The organism is Pseudomonas sp. GZD-209, assembly GCF_049310485.1.
GTDB lineage: Bacteria > Pseudomonadota > Gammaproteobacteria > Pseudomonadales > Pseudomonadaceae > Aquipseudomonas > Aquipseudomonas sichuanensis.
The window spans coordinates 1-20939 of the sequence record NZ_JBMOWQ010000026.1 but is presented as its reverse complement, the minus strand read 5'-3'; the positions used below and the strand labels follow the sequence as shown (position 1 = coordinate 20939).

The following is a 20939-nucleotide window of genomic DNA, read 5'->3' as shown; positions in this document are numbered from 1 at the left end:
GTGAACCGCGCTGCCCTGGAAGGAAGGGCAAGCTGCCGTCGCCTGAGGAGAGAATTAGAAATGACCTTCGTCGTCACCGACAACTGCATCAAATGCAAATACACCGACTGCGTGGAAGTCTGTCCGGTGGACTGCTTCTACGAAGGCCCGAATTTCCTGGTGATTCACCCGGACGAGTGCATCGACTGTGCACTGTGCGAGCCAGAGTGCCCGGCCCAGGCCATCTTCTCTGAAGACGAAGTGCCTTCCGGCATGGAGAACTTCATCGAGCTGAACGCCGAGCTGGCGGAGATCTGGCCGAACATCACCGAGCGCAAGGACGCTCTGCCCGACGCTGAAGAGTGGGACGGCAAGCCAGGCAAGATCGCCGATCTGGAACGCTGATCGTCCAGATGCAAAAAAGGCCCGTAATGGGCCTTTTTTCATTTTCAGCGGGCAAAAAAAAGGGGCGGTTTGACCCGCCCACATTTTTTCCGTAGTCCCTGTATATCCCACTCATCGTCCTGATGAATCGCTCCCTGCGATGTCCTGGTACTCATCCTGAGCACCTGTGCCTGTCCGTCGGCACAGTTCGAATACTAGCGATTCCCACGGCGCCGGCAAGCGGCGAATCTCTCAAGAGATTTCAGGCGCAACAATCGCTAACACCAAAAAATAGCTTTATATTCAATAGCTTAGAAAAAGTACGTCAGTGAAAACGACATTGATTTACTAACCCCTACAACGATTACTTACATCACAAGTAAGCGATCGCTTACACGCGATAGCACAAGGGTAGATAACTAAACATTTCGCCTGCATGAACAAAAACGCCCCGAGATTATCGGGGCGTTTTTTGCGGCGACGTCAGTGCTACTGGAACAAGGACTCGCTGGACAAACCGTTCTTCTCGAGGATCTCGCGCAGGCGCTTGAGGCCCTCGACCTGGATCTGCCGCACCCGCTCGCGGGTCAGGCCGATCTCCAGGCCCACATCCTCCAGGGTACTGCTTTCATGGCCGCGCAAACCGAAACGACGCACGACGACCTCACGCTGCTTGTCGGTCAACTCGCCCAGCCACTGGTCGATGCTTTGCGACAGATCATCGTCCTGCAGCAACTCGCAAGGGTCGGTGGGGCGGTCATCGGTGAGCGTGTCCAGCAGTGTCTTGTCGGAGTCCGGGCCCAGCGAGACGTCCACCGACGAAACCCGCTCGTTGAGACCGAGCATGCGCTTGACCTCGGCTACCGGTTTCTCCAGCAGGTTGGCGATCTCTTCCGGTGACGGCTCATGGTCGAGCTTTTGCGTCAACTCCCGCGCAGCACGCAGGTAGACGTTGAGCTCCTTGACCACGTGAATCGGCAGGCGGATGGTGCGGGTCTGGTTCATGATCGCCCGCTCAATGGTCTGGCGGATCCACCAGGTGGCATAGGTCGAGAAGCGGAAGCCGCGTTCGGGGTCGAACTTCTCCACCGCACGAATCAGGCCCAGGTTGCCTTCCTCGATCAGGTCGAGCAGCGACAGGCCACGATTGACGTAACGACGGGCGATCTTCACCACCAGGCGCAGGTTGCTTTCGATCATGCGCTTGCGCCCTGCGGGGTCGCCCTTCTGCGACAGGCGCGCGAAATGCACTTCTTCCTCTGGCGAGAGCAGAGGCGAGAAGCCGATTTCGTTGAGATACAGCTGGGTGGCATCGAGCGCCCGGCTGTAATCGATGTACTTGTGCTGCTTGAGCGATGCGCTCTGTTTCGACTTGGTCCGAACCGAAGGTACAGCAGGTTCGTCTGACACCACATCCGTTTCCAAAACGATGCCTGTCTCCATCAGGAGCAGGTCGTCGTCGATGTCAAACTCCGGCACTTCTTTACTGAGAGCCATTGTTATAGTCCTTTGCTGAGTTCGAACTCAGACTCGAGCGTCACCTTTCCGTGGTAGCGCTGGAGCCTGTCCCCTCTACGTCGGAGGAACAGGCTGGGACAAAGATCAACGGCGTGGCAGGAACTGGAGTGGGTCGACGGGTTTACCCTGGCGGCGAATCTCGAAATGCAGCTTCACCCGATCAGTGCCCGTGGATCCCATCTCTGCGATCGTCTGCCCTGCCTTGACCTGCTGCCCCTCCCGAACCAAAAGCCTGCGGTTGTGGCCGTAGGCACTGACGTAGGTATCGCTGTGCTTGATGATGATCAGCTCGCCGTAGCCCCGCAAGCCACTCCCCGCGTAAACCACTGCACCATCAGCGGCAGCAAAAACAGGCTGTCCCAAATCACCGGCGATATCAATGCCTTTATTCAAACTGCCGTTTGAAGCAAATTTTCCAATCAGCACGCCGTTCGCCGGCCACGTCCAGCCGCCAACGGCGCGCTCTGCGGCGGGCACCTGGGCAACCGTTTGCGAGGAAGACGAAGACGCCGAAGTGGCCGATTTGCCATTGTTCGCCGGCGGCGGCGGGGTACCGACCGGGCGGCGAATGACTGTGGTCTTGCTCGACGAAGATGGGCTGCTGGTGACCACCGTTGTACTGCCACCGGCACCACTGTTGAAGCGAATCGGCTGGCCCGGACGAATGGTGTAGGGCGGGGGAATATTGTTGCGCGCCGCCAACTCCTTGTAATCCCAGCCGTAGCGGAAGGCGATGGAGAACAGCGTGTCGCCGGGCTTGACCACGTACTGCCCAGAGGTGACGGCCGGGCGCTTGGGCGCAGCATTGTTGCGGTCGACCACGCGCGCACCGCTCGAGCCGGTACTGGAGCAGCCGGCCAACAGGGTTCCCATGGCCAGCGCAATCACCACAAGCTTCAAAACCGATCGTTCCTTGCGCTGCCGAATGCCTGTGTGACCCACCCGCGCTCCCCTCATGGTGCCGAAAGATGACGATGCAAAATGCAATAATGTTGCAATTATAACCGAGCCGCCTCGCTTGGGGTGGCCCGTAGTGAACCGGCGAACGCCAGATACCCCGCCAGATAGACAGGGCCCGGCCGCGGGAATTCGTTGCTGACGCAAATATTCCGTGTTTTGTCAGGCCAGCGGGCCGTTGAGCAACGGCACGAAGCGCACCGCCCCCAGCACGCGGCGCGAGAAACCGTGCTCTTCGCGGACGATCAGCATCAACTGCTGCACCTCCCCTGCCGGCCCGACCGGGATGACCATGCGCCCGCCGGGTGCCAGTTGGTCAAGCAGTGCCTGGGGCACCTCCGGCGCCACGGCGGTGACGATGATGCCGTTGTACGGCGCCAGCGCCGGCCAGCCTTCGCAGCCATCGCCCCAACGGAACACCACGTTGCGCAGGTTGAGCTCGACCAGGCGCTCCTTGGCACGGTCCTGCAGGACTTTGATGCGCTCCACCGAGAACACCCGCTCCACCAGCTGTGCCAGGATCGCGGTCTGGTAGCCGGAACCGGTGCCGATCTCCAGCACCTTGTCCAGCGGCCCGGCCTCCAGCAACAGCTCACTCATGTGCGCAACCATGAAGGGTTGCGAGATGGTCTGGTTGTGGCCGATCGGCAACGCGGTGTCTTCGTAGGCACGGTGAGCCAGGGCCTCGTCGACGAACAGGTGGCGCGGGGTACGGCGAATCGCGTCGAGCACCCGGGTGTTCGACACGCCCTCCTCGCACAAGCGCTGGATCAGCCGCTCCCGGGTACGCTGTGAGGTCATGCCGATACCTCGGCGCATCAGATCGTCCTGTTCGCGCATCAGAGCACGCCCTCCAGCCAGCCCTCGAAGCGCTCGAAGGCGTCATTGAAGGTGCGGTCCAGCTGCAACGGGGTGATCGACACATAGCCCTGCATCACCGCGTGGAAGTCAGTGCCCGGCCCGCCATCCTCGGCATCGCCGGCCACGGCGATCCAGTAGCCTTCCTTGCCCCGCGGGTTGACCACCTTGGTCGGTGCCGCCGCGCGTGCCCGGTGCCCCAGCCGGGTGAGCTGGATGCCGCGGATATGCTCCAACGGCAGGTTGGGGATGTTGATGTTGAGCACGGTGCGTGGCGGCAGCTCCAGGCGTGCCTGCGCCTCGACCAGGCGACGGGCGATGTAGGCCGCCGCCGGCAGGTTATCGGTTTGTCGCGAGAGCAGCGAGAAGGCCAGTGACGTGCCCCCCAGGAAGCGCCCTTCGAGCGCGGCGGCGACCGTGCCGGAATACAGCACGTCATCGCCCAGGTTGGCGCCCAGGTTGATACCGGACACCACCATGTCAGGGGTTTGCGGCAACAGGCCGTTGAGCCCCAGGTGCACGCAGTCGGTCGGCGTGCCGTTGAGGCTGATGAAGCCGTTGGCCAATGTCTGCGGGTGCAGGGGCCGGTCCAGCGTCAGCGAACTGCCGGCGCCGCTCTTGTCTTGATCCGGGGCAATCACCGCGCACTCGGCGTAATCCGCCAGCGCAGCATGCAGCGCGGCGAGGCCAGGTGCGGTAACACCGTCGTCATTCGAAATCAGAATACGCATGGGCTGTCCGTCTGCCCTGCCGGCACCAGATCGACGAGTTCGCGCACCACCACGGTGGCGAAGCATCCGGCCGGAAGGACGAATTCCAGTTGCAGGATATCAGGCTCGGGATAATGCCACGTCAGCCGCCCAATAGGGAGCCGCAGGATACGTCGTTCGTGATCCATGCCCGCCCGCGCCAGCCATTGGCACAGTGCTGGATGCTGTTCGGCGATGGCCGATTCGATCGCCAGCGTGGCGCCACTGCTCGGGGCATCGCCTTCACCCCATAGGGGGCCGGTGGGGTGCAGGTCGAGAATGGCCAGCCGTGGATCGCTGCATTCGGCCTCGCCCGCGGGGAAGAAGCTGCGGCTGTCGGTGAAGGCCAACAAGTCGCCGACCTGGGCGCGCTGCCAGCTGCCATCGGCCACGCGCGCGGCCAGCACCTGGTTGAACAGGTAGCTGCGCGCCGCCGAGAGCAACCGCGAACGTACGTTGCGTTGCTCCGGCAACGCCTGGCGGGCCGCCCAATCCTGGGCATCGTGAACATTGCCACCGGCATGGCCGAAACGTTGGCCACCGAAGTAGTTGGGCACACCGTGCTGCTTGAGTTGCTCGAGGCGTGCATCGAGGGCCTGGTGGTCGGCCTGCAGCGCGGTCAGGCGCAGCGTGAAACCGTTGGCCGCATGGGCGCCACGCTGCAGCTTGCGCTGGTGGCGCACCTGCTTGAGCACACGCAGGGTTTCGTCTTCGGCACGGGACAGGTCAGGGTCGGCCTTGCCCGGCAGGTGCAGGCTGAACCATTGGCGGGTCAGGGCCTGACGGTCCTTGAGGCCGGCATAGCTGATCGAACGCACTGGCACGCCGGCGGCGCGCGCCAGGCGGCGGGCGGCTTCTTCGGTGTTGAGGTCACGCTTCTCGACCCACAGCCACAGGTGCTCGCCCTGGCCGGACAGCGGGATGTCGAGCACTTCGTCGACCTGGAAATCTTCGGCCACCGCCTTGAGCACCGCAGTACCCAGGGCCTCACCCGAGGCACGCGGCCCCAGCAGTTGCAGTTCGTTCATACCGGCAGCAACAGGGCAACCGCATGCACAGCGATCCCCTCCTCACGGCCGGTGAAGCCCAGCTTTTCTTCGGTGGTGGCCTTGACGTTGACCTGGTCGAGCTCGACCTGCAGGTCTTCGGCGATGCGCTGGCGCATGGTTTCGATATGCGGGGCCATTTTCGGCGCCTGGGCGACGATGGTGGCGTCGACGTTGCCGACCTTCCAGCCCTTGTTGCGCACGACAGCCAGCACATGGCGCAGCAGCACGCGGCTGTCGGCGCCCTTGAACTGCGGGTCGGTGTCCGGGAAGTGCTTGCCGATGTCGCCCAGCGCCGCAGCGCCAAGCAGAGCATCGCTCAGGGCGTGCAGCAGCACGTCACCATCGGAATGGGCCAGCAGGCCGTATTTGTGGGGGATACGCACCCCGCCCAGGGTAATGAAATCACCGTCGGCGAAACGGTGGACATCGTAGCCATGGCCAATACGCATAGAAAAACGCCCTGATTGAGACAGGGCGTGATTCTACCTGCTTTGCAGGGGATTGGGGGGTTGCAGCAGGCCTATCGGGGGGGGGGGGGGGGTGGCCCACCCCCACAAGAGAGAGGCGGGCGCCCCCCGAGGGTCCCATCCCCCCCCCCCCCCCCCCCCCCCCCCCCCCCCCCCCCCCCCCCCCCCCCCCCCCCCCCCCCCCCCCTAGGTTGTCAGGCCCTGCCCAGTGCCACCGCATGATGGCGCAGATGCTCATCGATGAAGCTGGCGATGAAGTAGTAGCTATGGTCGTAACCCGGCTGCAAACGCAGGGTCAGCCCATGCCCGCCCTTACGGGCGGCCTGCTCCAGCACTTCTGGCTTGAGCTGTTTTTCGAGGAAGTCGTCGCGATCCCCCTGGTCCACCAGCAGCGGCGGGCATTCACCCGCCTCGGCCAGCAACACACTGGCATCCCACTCGCGCCAGCGCGCCCGGTCTTCGCCCAGGTAGCGGCTGAACGCCTTCTCGCCCCAAGGGCAGTCCATCGGGTTGCTGATTGGCGAGAACGCCGACACCGAGCGGTAACGCCCCGGGTTGCGCAGGGCGCAGACCAGCGCGCCATGCCCGCCCATGGAGTGGCCACTGATGCTGCGCTGATCGGACGCCGGGAAGTGCGCCTCGATCAGTGCCGGCAGCTCGTCCACCACGTAGTCGTGCATGCGGTAGTGCTGGGCCCAGGGCTGCTGGGTGGCGTTGAGGTAGAAGCCGGCCCCCAGGCCGAAGTCCCAGGCGCCCTCCGGATCACCCGGCACCCCTTCGCCCCGCGGGCTGGTATCAGGGGCGACGATGATCAGCCCTAGCTCCGCGGCCAGACGCTGGGCGCCGGCCTTCTGCATGAAGTTCTCGTCGGTGCAGGTCAGGCCGCTGAGCCAGTACAGCACCGGCAGCTTCTCGCCCTGCTCGGCCTGGGGCGGCAGGTACACGGCGAACACCATGTCGCAACCAAGCACCTTGGAGCTGTGCCGGTAGCGCTTGTGCCAGCCGCCGAAGCTTTTCTGGCAGGAGATGTTTTCCAGCGTCATGGCAGGGGCCTCAGAAGTGGATAACGCTACGGATGCTCTTGCCTTCGTGCATCAGGTCGAAGGCCTTGTTGATGTCTTCCAGGCCCATGGTGTGGGTAATGAAGGTGTCCAGCGGGATCTCGCCCTTCTCGGCCATCTCCACGTAGCTCGGCAGCTCGCTGCGGCCACGCACGCCGCCGAACGCCGAACCGCGCCAGACGCGGCCGGTGACCAGCTGGAACGGACGGGTGGCGATTTCCTGGCCGGCACCGGCCACGCCGATGATCACCGATTCGCCCCAGCCTTTGTGGCAGCACTCCAGTGCCGCACGCATCAGCTGCACGTTGCCGATGCACTCGAAGGAGAAGTCCACGCCGCCGTCGGTAAGGTCGACGATGACTTCCTGGATCGGGCGGTCGTAGTCCTTAGGGTTGATGCAGTCGGTGGCGCCCAATTGGCGGGCGATCTCGAACTTGGCCGGGTTGATGTCGATGGCGATGATGCGCGAGGCCTTGGCCTTGACCGCACCGATCACCGCCGACAAGCCAATGCCGCCCAGGCCGAAGATGGCCACGGTGTCACCCGGCTTGACCTTGGCGGTATTGAGCACGGCACCGATGCCGGTGGTCACGCCGCAGCCGAGCAGGCAGACCTTCTCCAGCGGCGCTTCCTTCTGGATCTTGGCCACGGAGATTTCCGGCAGCACGGTGTACTCGGAGAACGTCGAGGTACCCATGTAGTGGAACAGCTGCTGGCCCTTGTAGCTGAAACGGCTGGTGCCATCGGGCATCAGGCCCTTGCCCTGGGTGGCGCGGATCGCCTGGCACAGGTTGGTCTTGCCCGACAGGCAGAATTTGCACTTGCCACATTCCGGGGTGTACAGCGGGATCACATGGTCACCGACCGCCACCGAGGTGACGCCCTCACCTACCGCCTCGACGATCGCCCCGCCCTCATGGCCGAGGATCGACGGGAAGATGCCCTCCGGGTCGGCACCGGACAGGGTGTAGGCGTCGGTGTGGCAGACCCCGGAGGCGACCACGCGCAACAGCACTTCACCGGCCTTGGGCATGGCCACGTCGACTTCGACGATTTCCAGGGGTTTCTTGGCCTCGAAGGCTACGGCAGCACGGGACTTGATCATCATGGGTCTCCAGACAGAGTGTCGATATCAGTCTCGCAGTGTAATTCATGCCTATTTGATGAATAATCCGGCCAACTAAAAAACATTATTGCCATACAGGGATAATCCATGAGCAGTCGCTGGGAAGGCATCGACGAGTTCGTCGCCGTCGCCGAGTCAGGCCAGTTCACCGCGGCCGCCGAGCGCCTGGGGGTGTCCTCGTCCCATATCAGCCGGCAGATCGCCCGCCTTGAAGAACGCCTGCAGACCCGCCTGCTGTACCGCAGCACCCGGCGGGTGACGCTGAGCGAAGCCGGACAGACCTTCCTCCAGCATTGCCAGCGCCTGCAGGATGGCCGTGAAGAGGCACTGCGCGCCATGGGCGACCTGGCCAGCGAACCCAAAGGCTTGCTGCGCATGACTTGCGCCGTTGCCTATGGTGAGCGCTTCATCGTGCCGCTGGTGACGCGGTTCATGGCGCAGTACCCACAATTGCGGGTCGAGGTGGAACTGAGCAACCGCACCCTCGACCTGCTGCATGAAGGCATGGACATGGCGATCCGCCTGGGCCGCCTGCAGGACTCGCGGCTGGTCGCCACGCGCCTGGCGCCTCGGCGCATGTACCTGTGCGCCTCGCCCGCCTACCTGGAGCGATATGGCCGCCCCCACAGCCTGTCGGAACTGGCGCGGCACAATTGCCTGATCGGCAGCTCCGACCTGTGGGCGCTGCAGCAGGATGGGCGTGAGTTCAGCCAGCGGGTGCAGGGCAACTGGCGTTGCAACAGCGGGCAGGCGGTGCTGGATGCGGCGCTGCAGGGGATGGGCTTGTGCCAGCTACCGGATTATTACGTGCTGGAGCATCTGCACAGTGGCGCGCTGGTGTCGTTGCTGGAGGGGCACCAGCCGCCGAATACGGCGGTGTGGGCGCTGTATCCGCAGCAGCGGCATCTGTCGCCGAAGGTGCGACGGTTGGTGGACTATCTCAAGGAAGGGTTGGCGCAGTTGCCGGAGTACAGGGCCGTGGGATAACCGCGTGGGAGCGGGCTTGCCCCCCGATGGGGTCAGCCCGGCAATCAGCGTCACTCGTCATGACCCCATCACGGGGCAAGCCCGCTCCCACGCCGCCCGCATCAGCAGCGCCTATTTCAACGGCGCCCAGCCCAGCGCTGGCGCAACCACTCCAGGTCTTCCGGCCGGGTCACCTTGATGTTGTCGCTGCGCCCTTCGATCAGGCGTGGCGCGTAGCCGGCCCACTCGATGGCGGAGGACTCATCGGTGACCGCCACATCCGACACCAGGCACTCGGCCAGCGCCCGGTGCAGCATCCCCAGACGGAACATCTGCGGCGTATACGCCAGCCAGACGGTACTGCGATCCACCGTGGCGCTCACCCGGCCATCGGCGCCGGCACGCTTGAGGGTGTCCCGCGCCGGGACCGCCAACAAGCCACCCACGGCGTCATCGGCCAACTCGGCCAACAACCGGTCCAGGTCGCTACGCGCCAGGTTGGGCCGCGCCGCATCGTGCACCAGTACCCAGTCGTCGTCCGACGCCCCCTGGGCATGCAGCAACAGCAAGGCATTGAGCACCGAGTCGGCACGCTCGCGCCCGCCCGGGGCACGCTGGATGCGCCCATCGCTGGCACAGCGCAGGCCGGGCCAGTAAGGGTCTTCATCGGCAATACTGACCACCACGCCCTTGAGCGCGGGGTGGCCTAGAAAACAGTCGAGGCTATGCTCGAGGATTGTCTGCCCGCCCAACTGCAGATACTGCTTGGGCCGGTCGGCAGCCATGCGGGCACCAACGCCCGCGGCGGGAATCACGGCCCAGAAGGCCGGCAATTGCTGAGTCATTTTTGCGGCAGCTGGTAGAGGGTTTCGCCCTCTTTGACCATCCCCAGTTCATGACGAGCCCGTTCTTCCACGGTCTCCATACCTTTCTTCAGCTCCAGGACCTCCGCATCGAGCACGCGATTACGCTCCAGCAGCCGTTCGTTCTCGGCGTGCTGTTCGTCAATCTGCTGCTTGAGCTCGGTCACTTGCGCCAGGCTGCCATTACCCACCCAAAGGCGATATTGCAGGCCGCCGAGCAGCAGGAGCAGAACGAGAAACAACCAATAGGGACTGCGCATGAAGATATCCAGGGTATAAGGCCGCCGCAGCGAGCTTCCGATAGCACGAAGCCTGGCCGAGGCCAGGCTTCGTCGACAGAAACCCGTGTGAAGCATCTGAACATTCAGTACGAATGTTCAGGCTGCCTCGGCTGCTGCCTTTTTACCATCTCTTGCTCAGCCGCGAAACTCGGCGCGGCCACGGTAGACGGCCTTGGCACCCAGTTGCTCTTCGATACGCAGCAGCTGGTTGTACTTGCTGACGCGGTCGGAGCGGCACAGCGAGCCGGTCTTGATCTGGCCAGCAGCGGTACCAACGGCCAGGTCGGCAATGGTCGAGTCCTCGGTTTCACCCGAACGGTGCGAAATCACCGCGGTGTAGCCGGCGGCCTTGGCCATCTGGATGGCTTCCAGGGTTTCGGTCAGCGAGCCGATCTGGTTGAACTTGATCAGGATCGAGTTACCGATGCCCTTCTCGATGCCTTCCTTGAGGATCTTGGTGTTGGTAACGAACAGGTCGTCGCCCACCAGCTGGACTTTCTCGCCGATCTTGTCGGTGAGGATTTTCCAGCCAGCCCAGTCGGACTCGTCCAGGCCGTCTTCGATCGAGATGATCGGGAAACGCTCGGTCAGGCCTTTGAGGTACTCGGCGAAACCTTCGGCGTCGAACGACCTGCCTTCACCGGACAGGTTGTACTTGCCGTCTTCGTAGAACTCGGAAGCGGCGCAGTCCAGGGCCAGGGTCACGTCGGTGCCCAGCTTGTAGCCGGCTTTCTCGACGGCTTCGGCGATGGCGGCCAGGGCGTCTTCGTTGGAAGCCAGGTTCGGCGCGAAGCCACCTTCGTCACCGACGGCGGTGTTCAGGCCACGGGCCTTGAGCACGGCTTTGAGGTGGTGGAAGATCTCGGTGCCCATGCGCAGGCCGTCGGAGAAGGTCTTGGCGCCAACCGGCTGCACCATGAACTCCTGGATGTCGACGTTGTTGTCGGCGTGCTCACCGCCGTTGATGATGTTCATCATCGGTACCGGCATGGAGTACTGGCCCGGGGTGCCGTTGAGGTTGGCGATGTGCGCGTACAGCGGCAGGTCCAGGTCCTGGGCGGCGGCCTTGGCGGCAGCCAGGGAAACAGCCAGGATGGCGTTGGCGCCCAGCTTGGCCTTGTTCTCGGTACCGTCCAGTTCGATCATGGCGCGGTCGAGGGCTTTCTGGTCCGATGGGTCCTTGCCCAGCAGCAACTCGCGGATCGGGCCGTTGATGTTGCCGACGGCCTTCAGCACGCCCTTGCCCAGGTAACGGCTCTTGTCGCCATCACGCAGCTCCAGCGCTTCGCGCGAGCCAGTGGAAGCACCAGACGGCGCGCAGGCGCTGCCGATGATGCCGTTGTCGAGCAGCACGTCGGCTTCCACGGTGGGGTTGCCACGGGAATCGAGAACTTCACGACCTTTGATGTCGACGATCTTTGCCATTGTTGTAAGCACTCCAGAATTGACGAAACTAACGCAACTTTTGGGAATTCTTGCCGTTCACCAGGCGACATGGCACGGGCAGGCCTGGCGAAGGGAGCCCCTGACCGATAGGTCAGGGGTTGGAACGGGCGGTACTTTACCCGAGAAATGAGCTTTACGCGGTTTCTACCGTCGGAAAACTTTTCACCAGGTCGTCCAGCTGCTTGAGCTGGGCGAGGAACGGCTCCAGCTTGTCCAGGCGCAGGGCGCACGGGCCGTCGCACTTGGCGTTGTCCGGGTCCGGGTGGGCTTCGAGGAACAGCCCGGCCAGGCCCTGGCTCATGCCGGCCTTGGCCAGGTCGGTGACCTGGGCACGGCGGCCACCGGCGGAGTCGGCACGGCCGCCCGGCGTCTGCAGCGAGTGGGTGACGTCGAAGAACACCGGGTACTCGAACTGCTTCATGATGCCGAAGCCGAGCATGTCCACCACCAGGTTGTTGTAGCCGAAGCTCGAACCGCGCTCACACAGGATGAGCTGGTCGTTGCCGGCTTCGACGCACTTGGCGAGGATGTGCTTCATCTCGTGGGGCGCAAGGAACTGCGCCTTCTTGATGTTGATCACCGCACCGGTCTTGGCCATCGCCACCACCAGGTCGGTCTGGCGCGACAGGAAGGCCGGCAACTGGATGATGTCGCACACCTTGGCCACCGGCTCGCACTGGTAGGGCTCGTGCACGTCGGTGATCACCGGCACGTTGAAGGTCTGCTTGATCTCTTCGAAGATCTTCAGGCCTTCTTCCATGCCCGGGCCACGGTACGAGGCCACCGACGAGCGGTTGGCCTTGTCGAAGCTGGCCTTGAACACGTACGGGATGCCGAGTTTCTCGGTCACCCGCACGTACTCCTCGCAGACCTTCATTGCCAGGTCACGGGACTCCAGGACGTTCATGCCGCCGAACAGGACGAACGGCTTGTCGTTGGCGATCTCGATGTTACCGACGCGAATGATCTTCTGAGTCATGGATCAGGCCTTGTTCTTCTGTGCCAGGGCTGCCTTGACGAAGCCGCTGAACAGCGGGTGACCGTCACGTGGCGTCGAGGTGAACTCCGGGTGGAACTGGCAGGCGACGAACCATGGGTGGTCCTTGGACTCGACCACTTCCACCAGCGCGCCGTCTTCGGAACGACCCGAGACCACCAGGCCGGCGTCGACCAGTTGTGGCAGCAGGTTGTTGTTCACTTCGTAGCGGTGACGGTGACGCTCGGTGATGATGTCCTTGCCGTAGCAGTCGTGCACTTTCGAGCCCGATGCCAGCTGGCAGTCCTGTGCGCCCAGGCGCATGGTGCCGCCCAGGTCGGAGGCTTCGGTACGGGTCTCGACCGCGCCGGTGGCGTCTGCCCACTCGGTGATCAGGCCGACGACCGGGTGGCCGCTGTTGCGGTCGAACTCGGTGGAGTTGGCGTCTTTCCAGCCCATCACGTTACGGGCGAACTCGATCACGGCCACCTGCATGCCGAGGCAGATGCCCAGGTACGGGACCTTGTTCTCACGGGCGTACTGCACCGCGGTGATCTTGCCTTCCACGCCGCGCAGGCCGAAACCGCCCGGGACCAGGATGGCATCGGCGCCTTCGAGCAGGCTGGTGCCCTGGTTCTCGATGTCTTCGGAGTCGATGTAGCGCAGGTTGACCTTGGTGCGGTTGGTGATGCCGGCGTGGCTCATCGCTTCGATCAGCGACTTGTACGCATCCAGCAGCTCCATGTACTTGCCGACCATGGCGATGGTCACTTCCTGCTCAGGATTGAGCTTGGCATCGACCACCTTGTCCCACTCGGACAGGTCGGCGCTGTTGCACTGCAGGGCGAAGCGCTCGACGACGAAGTCGTCCAGGCCTTGTGCGTGCAGTACGCCAGGGATCTTGTAGATGGTGTCGACGTCTTCCAGCGAAATCACCGCACGCTCTTCAACGTTGGTGAACAGCGCAATCTTGCGGCGCGACGAGGCGTCGACCGGGTGGTCGGAACGGCAGATCAGCACGTCAGGCTGCAGGCCGATGGAGCGCAGCTCCTTGACCGAGTGCTGAGTCGGCTTGGTCTTGGTCTCACCGGCGGTGGCGATGTACGGCACCAGCGTCAGGTGCATCAGCATGGCGCGCTTGGAGCCCACTTCGACGCGCAGCTGGCGGATGGCCTCGAGGAACGGCTGCGACTCGATGTCACCCACGGTGCCGCCGATCTCGACCAGCGCGACGTCGGCATCGCCGGCGCCCTTGATGATGCGACGCTTGATTTCGTCGGTGATGTGCGGGATGACCTGGATGGTCGCGCCCAGGTAGTCACCACGGCGCTCTTTGCGCAGCACGTGCTCGTAGATACGGCCGGTGGTGAAGTTGTTGTTCTGGGTCATCGTGGTGCGGATGAACCGCTCGTAGTGGCCCAGGTCGAGGTCGGTCTCGGCGCCGTCGTGGGTGACGAATACTTCACCGTGCTGGAACGGGCTCATGGTGCCCGGGTCGACGTTGATGTACGGGTCCAGCTTGAGCATGGTGACTTTGAGCCCCCGCGCTTCCAGGATGGCCGCCAGGGAAGCCGAGGCAATGCCTTTCCCCAATGAAGAAACAACACCGCCCGTGACGAATATGTAGCGCGTCATGAAAAACCCTAGAAGTCTGCGTTAAGGCGGCACGCGCCGCCGGAGAAAGCGAAGGAAGGCCGAAGCCCCCGATCACCTGCGTCAATCACAGTGCATCTCGAACAACTGCCGCGTCTGTACAGACCAGGGGTATCCCCGGCATGGAGCTCGCTCGTCATTTTAAGAATCAGCCCAGCAAAAAACTGCTTGGTAATCGGCAACCCCTGTGTTTTCGAGGAACCCACAGAAGTTGTATCAAGAAGGGAGGGTAGTCTACCGGAATGTACCCTTCAGCTCAAACCTTGCACGCTGGTCGGCGGCTGCCAGTGCAACTGGCAATTTGCCGCCCCCAGCTCGGGCAGGTTGGCCACCGCCAGCAACCGCTCGCCCTGATACAGCAACGGCAGACGCGGGCGCACGAAATGCGGGATCTGCAACTCGTTGAGCAGGCGCTTGAGGTCACGCCGGCCACGACCGGGAAGGTCCAGCACCTCGCCGCCCTGGCGATAGGCGATGCGCAGGCCCGCAGCGGCCGATTGCGCTGCCAGCCGCACATGGCCATTGCCCGGCAATGCCAGCGGCTGGGTCGGGTCATGCCAGGCAGGCTCCGCCGATGGCGCGCGCTGCCACTCGCCACTCAACCACCAGATGCGTCCATGGCTGCGCTGCAACTCGCCGTCGGTCAGGCGCCACACCGGCCGGGCGTCGGCCGCTGCGTCGCGCAGGTCGTTCCAGCCCGCCCAGTGACGGCTGTCGGGCAACCGGGTGCGCCGGCCAAGCCAGTATTGCAGGGCATTGCGCTGGCGCGCTGGCGACAACGCCGCGAGGGTGGCAAGGTCGAGGGAGTCCAGCCCGAGCCAAGGCAGCGGCGCATTGCCGCAGGCCGCCGCCAGGTCGGCTGCGGCCAGCTCGTCCAGCAGGCCCAATGCCTCCCCCAGGTGCTCGGCGCTGCGTGCCAGGCTCGCTTCGGCCTGGGGCCAGCGCTGCCTCAGCAGCGGCAACACCTCGCCACGCAGGTAGTTGCGGGCGAAGGTGGTGTCGGTATTGCTGGGATCATCGACCCACGCCAACCCCTTGCTCCGGGCATAGGCCTGCAATTGCTCACGCGACAGTTTGAGCATCGGGCGAACCAGCCCGCCCTGCCCCAGCGGCCGCACCTCGGGCATGGCCGACAGGCCCCGCAACCCGGCGCCGCGCAGCAGACGGAACAGCAAGGTTTCGGCCTGATCGTCACGGTGCTGGCCGGTGAACAGCACGGCGCCTGGGGCGAGCAGCTTTTCGAAGGCCGCGTAGCGGGCATCGCGGGCAGCCTGCTCAAGGCTGGCACCCGGGGCTACCTGAACGCGAATGACGTCGAGTTCGATGCCCAGGGCATCGCAGACGGTTTTGCAGTGGGCTGGCCATGCATCGGCGACAGCTTGCAGACCATGGTGCACATGGACGGCACGCAGCGGCGGCGCGGGGTGGTTGCGGACGTAGTCGGCCAGCAGGTGCAGGAGGACGGTGGAGTCGAGGCCGCCGGAGAAGGCGATGTACCAGGCGGGGGCGTTTAGCCAAGGGGTGAGGTTGAGCATCGGGGCCTCACTTGCGAAAGCATCGCGGGGCAAGCCCGCTCCCACGAGAACGGCGCTTGCTTCAGGCATTGCGCGATCCCACGGGAACGGCGCTTGCTTCAGGCATTGCGCGATCCCACGGGAACGGCGCTTGCTTCAGGCATTGCGCGCTCCCACGGGAACGGCGCTTGCTTCAGGCATTGCGCGATCCCACGGGAACGGCGCTTGCTTCAGGCATTGCGCGATCCCACGAGAACGGCGCTTGCTTCAGGCATTGCGCGATCCCACGAGAACGGCGCTTGCTTCAGGCATTGCGCGATCCCGTGGGAGCGGGCTTGCCCCGCGATTGCTGCTGCGGCGTATTAGAGACCGTAGCTCATCAGGCGATCGTAACGGCGCTTGAGCAGCGCATCGTTGTCGAGCTTGCCGAGCATGTCCAGCTGTTCGATCAGGTCGGCACGGATGCTTGCAGAGACCTTGGCCGGGTCACGGTGGGCGCCGCCCAGCGGCTCCTGGATGACCTTATCGACGATGTTCAGGCTCTTCAGGCGATCGGCGGTCACGCCCATGGCCTCGGCAGCGTCGGCGGCACGGTCGGCGGTCTTCCACAGGATCGAGGCGCAACCTTCCGGCGAGATCACCGAGTAGGTCGAGTACTGCAGCATGTTCAGCTGGTCGCACACGCCAATGGCCAGTGCACCGCCGGAACCACCTTCACCGATCACGGTGGCGATGATCGGGGTCTTCAGGCGCGCCATCACCCGCAGGTTCCAGGCGATGGCTTCACTCTGGTTGCGCTCTTCGGCGTCGATGCCCGGGTAGGCGCCCGGGGTGTCGATGAAGGTCAGGATCGGCATCTTGAAGCGCTCGGCCATCTCCATCAGACGGCAGGCCTTGCGGTAGCCCTCCGGGCGCGGCATGCCGAAGTTGCGGCGAACCTTCTCGCGCACTTCGCGGCCTTTCTGATGACCGATGACCATCACCGGCTTGTCGTTGAGGCGCGCGGTACCACCGACGATGGCGGCGTCGTCGGCGAAATGACGGTCGCCGTGCAGCTCTTCGAACTCGGTGAAGATGTGGTCGATGTAGTCGAGGGTATACGGACGGCGCGGGTGACGGGCCAGGCGAGCGATCTGCCAGCTGGTCAGGTTGCCGAAGATGCTCTCGGTCAGTGTGTTGCTCTTGTCTTGCAGACGGGCAATTTCATCGCTGATGTTCAGCGAGTTGTCGTTGCCTACCAGGCGCAGGCCTTCGATCTTGGCTTGCAGGTCGGCAATCGGCTGTTCGAAATCGAGAAAATTCGGGTTCATAGTCATCCGTCTTGGGTCTACGGCCAGGCGGCCGGCCGGTTGATCCGTTTGGCGCCCTACCTTAAGGGATCAGGCGCATTCAGGTCGAGATTAAATGTTTTGTCGATTCAACGATATTGCAGGAAGACGTTCTCACGCCCGAACTGGTCACGCAGTGCCTGAATCAAGCCATCGGCCGGGTCGATGCACCACTGGTCGCCGAACTGCAGCATGGCCTTGGCGTCGCTGCCGGTATACTCCAGGGTGATCGGGCAGCCCCCGCGGTGACGGGTGATCAGCTCGCCCAGCCACTTCAGCCGATCGCCCTTGAGCGCCTCATGGGCGACTTTCAAGCGCAGGCTTTCGGCCAGCTTGGTGCGTGCATCCTCCATGGTCATCACCGTCTTGACCCGCAGGCGCAGGCCGCCGGAGAAGTCATCGTTGCTGACCTCCCCTTCCACCACCACCATGGCGTCGGTCTGCAGCAACGCTTGCGCGGCCATGAAGGCGTCGGCGAACAGCGAGGCTTCGATACGCCCGGAGCGGTCGTCCAGGGTCACGAAGCCCATCTTGTCGCCCTTCTTGTTCTTCATCACCCGCAGGGCAATGATCATCCCGGCAATGGTTTGGGTGTCACGCGCCGGCTTGAGGTCGATGATGCGCTGGCGGGCGAAGCGGCGGATCTCGGTCTCGTATTCATCGATCGGGTGGCCGGTGAGATACAGCCCGAGGGTGTCCTTTTCGCCCTTGAGGCGCTCCTTGAGCGTCAGCTCGCGCACCTTGCGGTGGTTGGCGTAGACGTCGACATCCGCCTCGTCGAACATGCTGCCGAACAGGTCGACGTGGCCGCTGTCGGCGGTATGCGCCGCCTGCTCGGCAGCCTTGACGGCCTCGCCCAGCGCCGACAGCAAGGTTGCGCGGTTGATGTCGATGTTGGCCTGGTAGGCCTTGATCTCGTCATGGAAGTGCGGGCCCAGGCGGTCCAGCGCACCACTGCGGATCAGCGCGTCGAGGGTACGTTTGTTGACCCGCTTGAGGTCGATGCGTTCGCAGAAGTCGAACAGGTCCTTGAACGGGCCACCTTGCGCCCGCGCCTCGACAATTGCCTCCACCGGCCCCTCACCCACGCCCTTGATCGCACCCAGGCCATAGACGATGCGGCCATCTTCGTTGACGGCAAACTTGAAGTCGGAGAAGTTCACGTCCGGCGCATCGAGACGCAGCTTCATGCTGCGCACTTCCTCGACCAGCACCACCACCTTGTCGGTGTTGTGCATGTCCGCCGACAGTACCGCGGCCATGAACGGCGCCGGGTGGTGGGTCTTCAGCCAGGCGGTCTGGTAGGACACCAGGCCGTAGGCCGCGGAGTGGGACTTGTTGAAGCCGTAACCGGCGAATTTCTCTACCAGATCGAAGATGTTGCCGGCCAGGTCCGCATCGATGTTGTTGCTAACGCAACCCTCGATGAAACCGCCGCGCTGCTTGGCCATCTCCTCGGGCTTTTTCTTACCCATCGCCCGGCGCAACATGTCGGCGCCGCCGAGGGTGTAGCCGGCCATCACCTGGGCGATCTGCATCACCTGTTCCTGGTACAGGATGATGCCGTAGGTGGGCGCCAGTACCGGCTTGAGGCCTTCGTACTGGTAGTCGGCGTGCGGGTAGGCCAGCTCGGCGCGGCCGTGCTTGCGGTTGATGAAGTCGTCCACCATGCCCGACTGCAGCGGGCCGGGACGGAACAACGCCACCAGTGCGATCAAATCTTCCAGGCAGTCGGGCTTGAGCTTCTTGATCAGCTCTTTCATGCCGCGGGATTCGAGCTGGAACACCGCCGTGGTCTCGGCCTTCTGCAGCAGCTCGTAGGTCTTGCGGTCATCCAGCGGGATGAAGTCGATGTTCAGGTCGGGCAGATTGTTCTTTTTCTGCTCGCGATTGATGATCTCCATCGCCCATTTGATGATGGTCAGCGTGCGCAGGCCGAGGAAGTCGAACTTCACCAGGCCCGCGGCCTCGACGTCGTCCTTGTCGAACTGGGTCACCAGGCCGCCGCCCTCTTCGTCACAGGCGATCGGCGAGAAGTCGGTGAGCTTGGTAGGCGCGATTACCACACCACCGGCGTGCTTGCCGGTACCGCGGGTAACCCCTTCGAGCTTGAGGGCCATGTCCCAGATCTCGCGGCCATCCTCGTCGCTCTTGAGGAAGTCGCGCAGGATTTCTTCCTGCTCGTAGGCCTTCTCCAGGGTCATGCCCACTTCGAACGGGATCATCTTCGACAGCCGGTCGGCCAGGCCGTACGACTTGCCCTGCACCCGCGCCACGTCGCGCACCACCGCCTTGGCGGCCATGGTGCCGAAGGTGATGATCTGGCTGACCGCATTGCGGCCATAGGCCTCGGCCACGTAATCGATCACTCGGTCGCGGCCATCCATGCAAAAGTCGACGTCGAAGTCGGGCATGGAAATACGTTCAGGGTTGAGGAAACGTTCGAACAGCAGGTCGTAGGCCAGCGGGTCGAGGTCGGTGATCTTCAGTACATAGGCCACCAGCGAGCCGGCACCCGAGCCCCGGCCCGGGCCAACCGGCACGTCGTTGTTCTTGGCCCACTTGATGAAGTCCATAACGATCAGGAAGTAACCGGGGAAGCCCATCTGGATGATGATGTCCAGTTCGAACTTCAGGCGGTCCAGGTAGACCTGGCGCTTCTCTTCGTAGTTGGGCGTGGTCTCTTTCGGCCAGAGCACCGCCAGGCGCTCTTCCAGGCCTTCGTGGGAGACATGGCGCAGGTAGTCGTCGATGCCCATGCCGTTGGGCGTGGGGAAGTCGGGCAGGAAGTACTTGCCCAGCTGCACGGTGATGTTGCAGCGCTTGGCGATCTCCACGGTGTTGGCGATGGCGTCAGGCAGGTCGCTGAACAGCTCGGCCATCTCTTCGGCGGACTTGAGGTACTGCTGGTCGCTGTAGCCACGGGGCCGACGGGGGTCGTCGAGGGTCCAGCCTTCGCCGATGCAGACCCGGGTTTCGTGGGCGTCGAAGTCCGACTGCTTGATGAAACGCACGTCGTTGGTCGCCACCAGCGGCGCGCCGAGCTTGTCGGCCAGCGCCACGGCGGCGTGCACGTATTCTTCGTCACCGGCACGGTTGGTGCGCTGCACCTCGACGTAGAAGCGCTCCGGGAACATGCCCATCCAGTCGCCGAGCAAGGCCTCGGCCTCATTCTCGCGGCCCGCCATCAGCGCCGCGCCGATATCGCCTTCCTTGCCTGCGGACAGGGCGATCAGGCCCTCGCTGGCCGGGGCGATCCATTCACGCTGGATGATCACCAGGCCATTGCGCTGGCCGTCGGTCCAACCCCTGGAGATCAGCTCGGTGAGGTTGCGGTAGCCCTGGGGGTTCATGGCCAGGAAACAGATCCGCGACAGCGGTGCCTCGGGATCACTGCCCGCCAGCCACAGGTCTGCGCCGCAGATCGGCTTGATACCGGCGCCCATGGCGGTCTTGTAGAACTTCACCAGCGAGCACATGTTGCTCTGGTCGGTGATCGCCACCGCCGGCATGTTCATCCCGGCCAGGGCCTTGGCCAGCGGCTTGATCCGCACCAGGCCGTCGACCAGGGAGAATTCGGAATGCACGCGAAGGTGAATGAAGGAAACCGACATGGAAAGTCCTGTAGCAGCGCTGAACGACAAGGGCGGGATTGTAGCGTATTGCCGTTCGCTTGCCTCACCTGGAGGCCAGCGGTTGGTTGCAGAATGCATCGCGGGGGGGGGAGGGAGGTGCCGCCGACAGCGAGCAAGGGTAGGAGAGCG

Annotated in this window: 18 protein-coding genes; 2 read left to right on the top strand and 16 right to left on the bottom strand. The window is 63.7% G+C overall.

The window, feature by feature from the left end; translation table 11 throughout:
• The first annotated feature begins 60 nt into the window (after positions 1-60).
• A complete protein-coding gene (gene fdxA, locus ACO6VM_RS04225; protein WP_003252355.1) occupies positions 61-384 on the top strand; it encodes a ferredoxin FdxA in 324 nt (107 codons plus the stop codon).
• 468 nt (positions 385-852) lie between these two features.
• On the opposite strand, the gene rpoS is transcribed toward fdxA, so the two are convergent.
• The 8 genes from rpoS to ACO6VM_RS04185 form a co-directional block, all read right to left on the bottom strand.
• The gene (gene rpoS / locus ACO6VM_RS04220; protein ID WP_110992393.1) at positions 853-1860 is read right to left on the bottom strand and encodes an RNA polymerase sigma factor RpoS; all 1008 of its coding nucleotides are present in this window, start codon (positions 1858-1860) and stop codon (positions 853-855) included.
• 105 nt (positions 1861-1965) lie between these two features.
• Positions 1966-2823 (bottom strand): peptidoglycan DD-metalloendopeptidase family protein, encoded by an 858-nt coding sequence (locus tag ACO6VM_RS04215; RefSeq protein ID WP_401056707.1) that lies wholly within the window; start codon positions 2821-2823, stop codon positions 1966-1968.
• Between the two features lie 177 nt (positions 2824-3000).
• Entirely contained in the window at positions 3001-3639 is a 639-nt protein-coding gene (locus ACO6VM_RS04210) for a protein-L-isoaspartate(D-aspartate) O-methyltransferase (RefSeq protein WP_390968088.1), read from the bottom strand.
• A gap of 38 nt (positions 3640-3677) precedes the next feature.
• The gene (gene surE, locus ACO6VM_RS04205) at positions 3678-4427 is read right to left on the bottom strand and encodes a 5'/3'-nucleotidase SurE (RefSeq protein ID WP_279845536.1); all 750 of its coding nucleotides are present in this window, start codon (positions 4425-4427) and stop codon (positions 3678-3680) included.
• A complete protein-coding gene (truD, locus tag ACO6VM_RS04200) occupies positions 4415-5473 on the bottom strand; it encodes a tRNA pseudouridine(13) synthase TruD (protein ID WP_390968049.1) in 1059 nt (352 codons plus the stop codon). Before truD ends, surE begins: the two co-directional genes overlap by 13 nt.
• Complete coding sequence (ispF, locus tag ACO6VM_RS04195) at positions 5470-5943, bottom strand: 2-C-methyl-D-erythritol 2,4-cyclodiphosphate synthase (RefSeq protein ID WP_401056710.1); 474 nt, start codon at positions 5941-5943, stop codon at positions 5470-5472. Before ispF ends, truD begins: the two co-directional genes overlap by 4 nt.
• Positions 5944-6155: 212 nt before the next feature.
• Positions 6156-7004: an S-formylglutathione hydrolase gene (gene fghA, locus ACO6VM_RS04190; RefSeq protein WP_401056712.1), complete on the bottom strand. Its 849-nt coding sequence runs from the start codon at positions 7002-7004 to the stop codon at positions 6156-6158.
• 10 nt (positions 7005-7014) lie between these two features.
• Entirely contained in the window at positions 7015-8127 is a 1113-nt protein-coding gene (locus ACO6VM_RS04185; RefSeq protein WP_125861402.1) for an S-(hydroxymethyl)glutathione dehydrogenase/class III alcohol dehydrogenase, read from the bottom strand.
• A 108-nt stretch (positions 8128-8235) separates the two neighbouring features.
• Here ACO6VM_RS04185 and ACO6VM_RS04180 point away from each other — a divergent pair, with 108 nt between their 5' ends.
• Positions 8236-9135 carry a LysR substrate-binding domain-containing protein gene (locus ACO6VM_RS04180; protein WP_125859885.1) on the top strand — a complete coding sequence of 300 codons (900 nt, stop codon included), beginning with the start codon at positions 8236-8238 and terminating at the stop codon, positions 9133-9135.
• A 116-nt stretch (positions 9136-9251) separates the two neighbouring features.
• Here the strand turns inward: ACO6VM_RS04180 and ispD are convergent, their stop codons facing one another.
• The 8 genes from ispD to dnaE form a co-directional block, all read right to left on the bottom strand.
• On the bottom strand, positions 9252-9959 hold the full coding sequence (gene ispD, locus ACO6VM_RS04175; protein ID WP_401056714.1) for a 2-C-methyl-D-erythritol 4-phosphate cytidylyltransferase: 708 nt from the start codon (positions 9957-9959) through the stop codon (positions 9252-9254).
• Positions 9956-10237 carry a cell division protein FtsB gene (gene ftsB, locus ACO6VM_RS04170; protein ID WP_110992403.1) on the bottom strand — a complete coding sequence of 94 codons (282 nt, stop codon included), beginning with the start codon at positions 10235-10237 and terminating at the stop codon, positions 9956-9958. The genes ispD and ftsB overlap by 4 nt, the downstream gene beginning before the upstream one ends.
• Positions 10238-10393: 156 nt before the next feature.
• The gene (gene eno / locus ACO6VM_RS04165; RefSeq protein ID WP_422402794.1) at positions 10394-11683 is read right to left on the bottom strand and encodes a phosphopyruvate hydratase; all 1290 of its coding nucleotides are present in this window, start codon (positions 11681-11683) and stop codon (positions 10394-10396) included.
• Between the two features lie 154 nt (positions 11684-11837).
• Complete coding sequence (kdsA, locus tag ACO6VM_RS04160; protein WP_258642880.1) at positions 11838-12683, bottom strand: 3-deoxy-8-phosphooctulonate synthase; 846 nt, start codon at positions 12681-12683, stop codon at positions 11838-11840.
• 3 nt (positions 12684-12686) lie between these two features.
• Entirely contained in the window at positions 12687-14315 is a 1629-nt protein-coding gene (locus ACO6VM_RS04155) for a CTP synthase (RefSeq protein WP_110992406.1), read from the bottom strand.
• Between the two features lie 269 nt (positions 14316-14584).
• The gene (gene tilS, locus ACO6VM_RS04150; RefSeq protein ID WP_401056718.1) at positions 14585-15868 is read right to left on the bottom strand and encodes a tRNA lysidine(34) synthetase TilS; all 1284 of its coding nucleotides are present in this window, start codon (positions 15866-15868) and stop codon (positions 14585-14587) included.
• A 341-nt stretch (positions 15869-16209) separates the two neighbouring features.
• Positions 16210-17157 (bottom strand): acetyl-CoA carboxylase carboxyltransferase subunit alpha, encoded by a 948-nt coding sequence (locus tag ACO6VM_RS04145; protein ID WP_110992408.1) that lies wholly within the window; start codon positions 17155-17157, stop codon positions 16210-16212.
• A gap of 107 nt (positions 17158-17264) precedes the next feature.
• The gene (gene dnaE, locus ACO6VM_RS04140) at positions 17265-20789 is read right to left on the bottom strand and encodes a DNA polymerase III subunit alpha (RefSeq protein WP_401056722.1); all 3525 of its coding nucleotides are present in this window, start codon (positions 20787-20789) and stop codon (positions 17265-17267) included.
• Between the last annotated feature and the right edge of the window lie 150 nt (positions 20790-20939).

Coding starts and splice junctions, on each gene's coding strand:
- fdxA (WP_003252355.1), top strand. CDS start 61: ATGACCTTCGTCGTCACCGACAACTGCATCAAATGCAAATACACCGAC.
- rpoS (WP_110992393.1), bottom strand. CDS start 1,860: ATGGCTCTCAGTAAAGAAGTGCCGGAGTTTGACATCGACGACGACCTG.
- ACO6VM_RS04210 (WP_390968088.1), bottom strand. CDS start 3,639: ATGACCTCACAGCGTACCCGGGAGCGGCTGATCCAGCGCTTGTGCGAG.
- surE (WP_279845536.1), bottom strand. CDS start 4,427: ATGCGTATTCTGATTTCGAATGACGACGGTGTTACCGCACCTGGCCTC.
- truD (WP_390968049.1), bottom strand. CDS start 5,473: ATGAACGAACTGCAACTGCTGGGGCCGCGTGCCTCGGGTGAGGCCCTG.
- ispF (WP_401056710.1), bottom strand. CDS start 5,943: ATGCGTATTGGCCATGGCTACGATGTCCACCGTTTCGCCGACGGTGAT.
- fghA (WP_401056712.1), bottom strand. CDS start 7,004: ATGACGCTGGAAAACATCTCCTGCCAGAAAAGCTTCGGCGGCTGGCAC.
- ACO6VM_RS04185 (WP_125861402.1), bottom strand. CDS start 8,127: ATGATCAAGTCCCGTGCTGCCGTAGCCTTCGAGGCCAAGAAACCCCTG.
- ACO6VM_RS04180 (WP_125859885.1), top strand. CDS start 8,236: ATGAGCAGTCGCTGGGAAGGCATCGACGAGTTCGTCGCCGTCGCCGAG.
- ispD (WP_401056714.1), bottom strand. CDS start 9,959: ATGACTCAGCAATTGCCGGCCTTCTGGGCCGTGATTCCCGCCGCGGGC.
- ftsB (WP_110992403.1), bottom strand. CDS start 10,237: ATGCGCAGTCCCTATTGGTTGTTTCTCGTTCTGCTCCTGCTGCTCGGC.
- eno (WP_422402794.1), bottom strand. CDS start 11,683: ATGGCAAAGATCGTCGACATCAAAGGTCGTGAAGTTCTCGATTCCCGT.
- kdsA (WP_258642880.1), bottom strand. CDS start 12,683: ATGACTCAGAAGATCATTCGCGTCGGTAACATCGAGATCGCCAACGAC.
- ACO6VM_RS04155 (WP_110992406.1), bottom strand. CDS start 14,315: ATGACGCGCTACATATTCGTCACGGGCGGTGTTGTTTCTTCATTGGGG.
- tilS (WP_401056718.1), bottom strand. CDS start 15,868: ATGCTCAACCTCACCCCTTGGCTAAACGCCCCCGCCTGGTACATCGCC.
- ACO6VM_RS04145 (WP_110992408.1), bottom strand. CDS start 17,157: ATGAACCCGAATTTTCTCGATTTCGAACAGCCGATTGCCGACCTGCAA.
- dnaE (WP_401056722.1), bottom strand. CDS start 20,789: ATGTCGGTTTCCTTCATTCACCTTCGCGTGCATTCCGAATTCTCCCTG.